Below are 6,146 nucleotides of genomic sequence, written 5' to 3' on the forward strand. Positions count from 1 at the left end.
GAGGGGGAGAGCCGCGTCTCGCAGGGTGGTCAGGGGCGGGGACGTCCAGTGCGCGGGAGCGCCGGCCTGCCGGGAGCGGCGGGCGATCGTCTGGGTGCGCGGTCTGCGGACGCGGTCGTATTCCTCCAGCCCCGCGGACACGTCGAGAGTGTCCACGGCCGCGGCGAGGGTGACCGCGTCCTCAAGCGCTTGGCAGGCGCCCTGTCCCAGGTTGGGGGCCATGGCGTGCGCGGCGTCTCCGATCACCGCCGCGTTTCCCGAGACGTACGTGGGCAACTCCGGCAGCTCGTACGTGTCGTGCTGCAACACCGCGTCCTCGTCCACGCTGTTCAGGAGACCGGGGATGGGGCCGTGCCAGTGCGCGAAGCGTTCGCGTAGCCGGTCCAGGCGGGTGCGGGAGCCGGCCGGGGCGTTGGCCAGCGCGTAGCAGTAGACGCGGCCGTCCGGCATCGGCACGTGCCCGAATCGTTCACCTCGGCCCCACGTTTCCACGCTCCCCTCGATGGGCTGGGGTGGTGTGAGGAAACGCCAGGCGGTGTATCCGACGTAGCGCGGTCCGGGAACGTGTGGCCACAGGGAACGCCGTGTCGTGCTGTGCACGCCGTCGGCACCCACCACGAGATCCGCGGTGGAGGTGACGCCGTTGTGGCGGACCGTGCCGTCGGGCCGCACCTCGCGCACCTCGGTGCCGGGCCGCAGCGCCTGCGCGGGCACGGCCCCGCGCAGGAGGTCGACCAGAGCGGCCCGGTGCACGGTCACCCACTGACCGAAGCGGCGTTTGAGGCCGTCGACGTCGTTGCGGATCAGCCAGCGCCCGTTCACACGGCGGATGCCCGCCGGCGGATCGGCCGGCCCGCCGGAACGCAGGTGAGCGCCGAGGCCCAACGTGTCCAGCGCGCGCAGGCCGTTGGGCTGGAGCGACACGCCCGCACCGATCTCGGTGAATGCAGGAGCGCGTTCGAGAACCTCCACCTGCCAGCCACGCTGGTGGAAGGCGACGGCCGCAGTCAGCCCGCCTATGCCGCCCCCCACGATGATCACCTTCATCGCCGAGCCTTCCGTGTGGTCGTTGTGTGCCGGGACCGGCACGGGCCGCGGCGGACATGGGCGGACCTGGACAACCCCCACCACACGGCTGTGACGAGCAGCAACACCCCGGAAAGGACCCACCACCAGTGCTCCACGCTCACTCCTTAGAGCCTCTAGGCTAGCTTAGGGCTCGTAAGTAACCATAGGCGTCATAGGATGTCAACAGAGCCAACGGCCAGCAGGGCCAACGGCCGTCAGAGTCAACGGTCAGCAGAGTCAACGGCCGCCAGAGCCGGCGGCCAGCAGAGCCAACGGAGCGACAAGAGGGGCGAGATGGCCGCGGGGACCAGCAACAGGCGGGAGAGGCTGCGCCGGGCGACCGTTGAGGAAATCCACACGGCGGCGCGCGGGCTCCTGGTCGAGCGGGGGTCGGCTGCGGTGACCATCAACGCCGTCGCCAGGCAGGTGGGCATGAGCGGCCCGGCCCTGTACCACTACTACGCCAGCCACGACGAGTTGGTCGGCGCGGTGACAGCGGACTTCTTCCACGAGTTGGCCACCTCCATGGAACGCGCCCGTGACGCCCACCCCGACGCGCCGGTCGGCGAGCGCATCCTCGCGGTCTGCCGCGCCCTGCGCGCCTGGGCGTGCACCCACCCCGCCGAGTTCGGCTGGATCTTCGCCAGTCCGATCACCCCGTCCAACCGGCAGCCGGACTCGGTGCGCCATCAGGCCGGGCAGCGCTTCGAGCACGTCCTGCTGGACCTGACGGTCGAGTTGTGGAGGACGCGTCCCTTTCCGGTGCCCGACCCGGCCGACCTGGCCGAGTCACTGCGCGAGCAGCTGGCCGCGTACTCCGCCGCCATCGACGGGCGTCTGCCGCCCGAGGCCGCGCACGTCTTCCTGTCCTGCTGGACCAGGCTCTACGGCCTGCTGTGCATGGAGGTCCTGCACCAACTGGACTTCGCCTACTCCGACCTGGAACCCGTCTTCGAAGAATGCCTACGCGACCTGGCCGACGCCCTCGACCTGTGAGGGACGTCCGCGGGGCCTGGCTGAGACGTCCGGTCTCGCCCGGCCGGCGGAGTCGGCGGGGCGCGACTGAGACGTCCGGTCGCACCCGGCCGGCGGAGTCGCCATCGTCCGAGTACGGGATGGGCTCCGGCCGGCTCATGCACGCCAGGGCCCTGACCGCTCGCCACGGCAATCGCGCCCACTGCTACCAAGCCAGGGCTATTCCTGCCCGTCCGCGACGCCGGCTGTCATGACTGCGGCCCCGACGGCCCACTGATCCGGACCCGCCGCGAAAGTCCGTGCCGGAGCCCGCGAGCCCAGCAAGGTCCAGGCGAGAGGCCAGGTGCCGCCTGCTGTCCGGCGACCCGGTGCGACCGCCGGTAACTTTCCTCTCGCCGACCCCTACCCATGAGTATGCGGCTGCTCTACTCTCGAACCGTGCCAGTGATTACTGGCACGGTCATTCGGCACGCACCACACTGCACAGCGCACGGCAGACGGCGCACATCGGTGCAGCACAAGGAACACAGCGCAGCACAAGGCACACAGCGTTTCAGCGCACGGATGCGACAGACCTCGGGAGGCGGCGGCATGGCGGCCGAGCACGAGCAGGAGCACGTACGGGTGGCGGTGATCGGCACCGGATTCGGCGGCCTGGGAGCCGCCGTGCGGCTGCGCCGCGCAGGGGTGACGGACTTCGTCCTCCTGGAGCGCAGGGGGGCCGTCGGCGGTACCTGGCACGACAACACGTATCCCGGGTGCGCGTGCGACATCCCCTCGCACCTGTACTCGTTCTCCTTCGCGCCCAACCCGGAGTGGCCGCGCAGCTTCTCCCCCCAGCCGGACATCCGTGCCTACCTGGAGCGCGTCACCGACACCTTCGGACTGCGCCAGCACATCCGTTTCGACACCGAGGTCCAGCAGATGACCTGGGACGCGGAGGAGCTCCACTGGCGGGTGGAGACCTCCCGGGGCGCGCTGACCGCGGACGTCGTCGTCTCCGCGACGGGGCCGCTCTCCGAGCCGAAGCTGCCCGACATCCCGGGGCTGGACTCGTTCGAGGGCAAGGTCTTCCACTCGGCCACCTGGGATCACGACTACGACCTGCGCGGGAAGCGCGTCGCGGTCGTCGGCACCGGGGCCTCGGCCATCCAGATCATCCCCGCCATCCAGCCCGTGGTCGGCGAACTGACCGTCTTCCAGCGCACTCCCGCCTGGGTGGTGCCGCGCAACGACCGCCGCATCACCAAGGCCGAACGGAAGCTGCACGCCCGCTTCCCGGCCACCCAGAAGCTGCGCCGCCTCGCGCTGTGGGGGGTGCACGAGCTGGAGACCCAGGTCTTCGCCAAGTACCCGAAGCTGCTGCCGGCGGTCGAGAAGGTCTCCACGCTGCACATGAGGCGCGCGGTCAAGGACCCTGAGCTGCGCCGCAAGCTGACGCCTGACTACCGCGTCGGCTGCAAGCGCACGCTCGTGTCCGACGACTACTATCCGGCGCTCGCCAAGCCCAACGCGCACGTCATCGACTCCGGGCTCCAGGAGGTCCGCGGCAACACGCTCGTCTCCGCCGACGGGCGTGAGGCGGAGGTCGACGCGATCGTCTTCTGCAGCGGCTTCCACGTCTCCGACATGCCGGTCGCCGACCTCGTCAAGGGCGCGGACGGGGAGACGCTGGCCGAGTCCTGGGCCGAGGACGGCATGAACGCGCTGCGCGGCACGACCACGACGGGGTTCCCCAACTTCCTGTTCGTCATCGGGCCCAACACGGGCCTGGGCACCAGCTCGATGATCCTGATCATCGAGGCCCAGCTCAACTATCTGATCGACTACCTGCGCAAGCTCGACACCCTCGGTGGCGGCGACAAGGCGGCGCTGGACGTGCGGCCCATCGCCCAGCACACCTACAACGCCAAGCTGCGCGAACGCATCAGCTCCAGCGTGTGGGAGACCGGCTGCACCAGCTGGTACCTGGACGCGCAGGGCCGCCCGGTGGCCGTGTGGCCCGGCACCACGGCCGAGTTCCGCAAGATCACGCGGGAGGTCTGGCTGGAGGAGTACGAGGTGTTGCGGCGGGCCGGCGCGGGTAGGGCAGGCGCCCGCCGCAAGGCTCCGTTGCTCGCCGGGAACGTCAGCAGGGGGGCGGCCACCCACGCCTTCCACGCGGCGGAGGACATGCCCGGCCACGCACGGGAGGACGCGCGATGAGCCGCCTGACCACCACGACCGACGGACTCACCGGACGCTACGCGCCGCCCACCCCCGCACGCGAGGTGACCGCGCGCTCCGGGGACGGCGTGACCTTCCCCGTCGAGGTGTACGGACGCGACAGCGACCCGGCAGTCGTCCTCTCCCACGGCTGGACCTGCTCGACCCTGTTCTGGGCACCCGTCATCCGCGAACTGACCGCCACAGGGCACCGCGTCGTCGTCTACGACCAGCGCGGGCACGGCCGCAGCCCCGCCGCGGCGACCGCCGCGGCCTACAGCACCGCGATGCTCGCCGACGACCTGTGCGCCGTCCTCGACGCCGCGCTCGCACCGGGCGAGAAAGCCGTCATCGGCGGCCACTCCATGGGCGGCATGACGCTCATGGCGGCGGCGGGCCGCGCGCAACTGCGCGCCCACGCCGCAGCGCTCATGCTGTGCAGCACCGGTGCCCAGCACCTGACAGGACAGGCCCGCGTCATCCCGTTCCGCTCCGAGCGGCTGCGCCACCACGCCCACCGCGCGCTGCTCGGCTCCAGCGCCCCCCTCGGCCCCGTCACCTCGCTGACGCGCAAGGCGCTCGCGTACGGGACGCTGGGCCCGCAGCCCGACCCCGCCGTCGTCGAGGCGACCGCGCGCATCGTGCACGCCTGCCCGACAGGCGTGCGGGCCGCCTGGGGCGGGGTGCTCGCCGGACTCGACCTGTCGGCCAAGGTGCCGCGCCTGGAGGCGCCCACCGCCGTCGTCATCGGCACCCACGACCGGCTCACGCCACTTCCGCACGCCCACCGGATGGCCGCGCTGCTGCCCGACTGCACGGGCGTCCACCGGCTGGAGCGGCGCGGCCACATGACGCCGCTGGAGGAGCCGGAGACCGTCAGCGAGGTGCTCGCCGGGCTCGTCAGCCACCACCTCACCGCCACCACGGCCCCGGAAGCCGCCGCGCACGCGTGTTCCGGCACGGCTTCCGGCACGGCGAAGGACGCGCACGCAGGCGCCGCCACGACGGGGGACGCGCACGCAGGCGCCGCCACGACGAAGGAGAAGAGCGCATGACCCGGGTCAGGCTCGAAGGACAGGTCGCCGTCATCACCGGCGCCGCACGCGGTGTAGGGGCGCTCCTCGCCCGCAAAATGGCCGCACGCGGTGCGAAGATCGCCCTCGTCGGACTGGAGCCCGACGAGCTGAAGCGGGTCGGCGAATCCCTCCACACCGAGTCCGCCCACTGGCACGCCGACGTCACCGACCACGAAGCCATGGCCGAGGTCGCGCGCGAGGTCAAGGACCGCTTCGGCAAGGTGGACATCACCGTCGCCAACGCGGGTGTCGCCATCGGCGGCCCCTTCATGGACTCCGACCCCGTCGCCTGGCGCCGCGTCATCGAGGTGAACCTCATCGGAGGCGCCGTCACAGGGCGCGCCTTCCTGCCCGTCCTGGAGGAGTCCCGCGGCTACTTCCTCCAGATCGCCTCACTCGCGTCCATCACGCCCGCGCCGATGATGACGGCCTACTGCGCTTCGAAGTCCGGCGTCGAGGCCTTCGCGCACAGCCTGCGCGCCGAGGTCGGGTACAAGGGCGTGGGCGTCGGCGTCGGCTACCTGAGCTGGACCGACACCGACATGGTGCGCGGCGCCGACGCCGACGACGTGATGCGCGACGTGCGGCAGCGGCTGCCGTGGCCCACCAACAAGACCTACCCGCTCGGGCCCGCCGTCGACCGCCTCGTCGACGGCATCGAGCGCCGCTCGCCGCACGTGTACGGACAGTGGTGGCTGCGGGGTATGCAGGGCATACGCGGATACCTCGGGCCGCTCATCGGGGGGCCGTTGGGGCAGCGGGAGATGAAGGCCGTGGCGGGCCGGATCGAGGCGGCGGGGGGTGTGGCCACCGGCCTCGTGC

Annotated in this window: 5 protein-coding genes; 4 read left to right on the forward strand and 1 reads right to left on the reverse strand. The window is 71.6% G+C overall.

Going from position 1 to position 6,146, the window contains the following annotated elements; genetic code table 11:
* The coding region (locus tag AB8Z75_RS28995) for an FAD-dependent monooxygenase (protein ID WP_369207116.1) at window positions 1–1,047 on the reverse strand (1,047 nt) is incomplete at its 3' end.
* A gap of 315 nt (window positions 1,048–1,362) precedes the next feature.
* Here AB8Z75_RS28995 and AB8Z75_RS29000 point away from each other — a divergent pair.
* The 4 genes from AB8Z75_RS29000 to AB8Z75_RS29015 form a co-directional block, all read left to right on the forward strand.
* Window positions 1,363–2,064, forward strand: coding sequence for a TetR/AcrR family transcriptional regulator (locus AB8Z75_RS29000; protein WP_369207118.1), 702 nt, complete (start codon window positions 1,363–1,365; stop codon window positions 2,062–2,064).
* A 570-nt stretch (window positions 2,065–2,634) separates the two neighbouring features.
* Window positions 2,635–4,248 carry a flavin-containing monooxygenase gene (locus tag AB8Z75_RS29005; RefSeq protein ID WP_369207124.1) on the forward strand — a complete coding sequence of 538 codons (1,614 nt, stop codon included), beginning with the start codon at window positions 2,635–2,637 and terminating at the stop codon, window positions 4,246–4,248.
* Window positions 4,245–5,303 carry an alpha/beta fold hydrolase gene (locus AB8Z75_RS29010; protein ID WP_369207120.1) on the forward strand — a complete coding sequence of 353 codons (1,059 nt, stop codon included), beginning with the start codon at window positions 4,245–4,247 and terminating at the stop codon, window positions 5,301–5,303. Before AB8Z75_RS29005 ends, AB8Z75_RS29010 begins: the two co-directional genes overlap by 4 nt.
* Window positions 5,300–6,146: SDR family oxidoreductase (locus tag AB8Z75_RS29015; protein ID WP_369207122.1), on the forward strand; the 847-nt coding region annotated here is incomplete at its 3' end. The genes AB8Z75_RS29010 and AB8Z75_RS29015, both read left to right, overlap by 4 nt.

Origin of the sequence: Streptomyces sp. PU-14G, assembly GCF_041028275.1 — a bacterium.
GTDB lineage: Bacteria > Actinomycetota > Actinomycetes > Streptomycetales > Streptomycetaceae > Streptomyces.